This window comes from Metallosphaera javensis (ex Hofmann et al. 2022), assembly GCF_022064045.1.
GTDB classification, from domain to species: Archaea; Thermoproteota; Thermoprotei_A; order Sulfolobales; family Sulfolobaceae; genus Metallosphaera; species Metallosphaera javensis.
Genome location: NZ_JAKNCW010000065.1, coordinates 1 through 299, shown reverse-complemented (window position 1 = coordinate 299; position 299 = coordinate 1). Strand labels below are relative to the sequence as shown.

Here is a 299-nt window from a genome sequence, read left to right as displayed (position 1 = left end):
GCGCATGGCCGAGCTGGGCCTGTGCTCGCGCCGCGAGGCCGACGACTGGGTGGACCGGGGTTGGGTTCGGGTCAACGGCCAGGTCGCCGAGATGGGCCAGCAGGTCCGGCACAGCGACCGCATCGAGATCGATGCCCAGGCCCGGGGGCAGCAGGCCCAGCAGGTGACCATCCTGCTGCACAAGCCGGTCGGCTATGTCAGCGGCCAGGCGGAAGACGGCCACCAGCCCGCAGTGACCCTGGTGCAGGCCCGCAGCCACTGGGCGGGCGATGCCAGCCGGACCCGCTTCAGCCCGGCCC

1 protein-coding gene is annotated in these 299 nt (G+C 73.2%); it reads left to right on the top strand.

The window, feature by feature from the left end; genetic code table 11:
• Positions 1-299: S4 domain-containing protein (locus L3N51_RS12410; RefSeq protein WP_238027520.1), on the top strand; the 299-nt coding region annotated here is incomplete at both ends.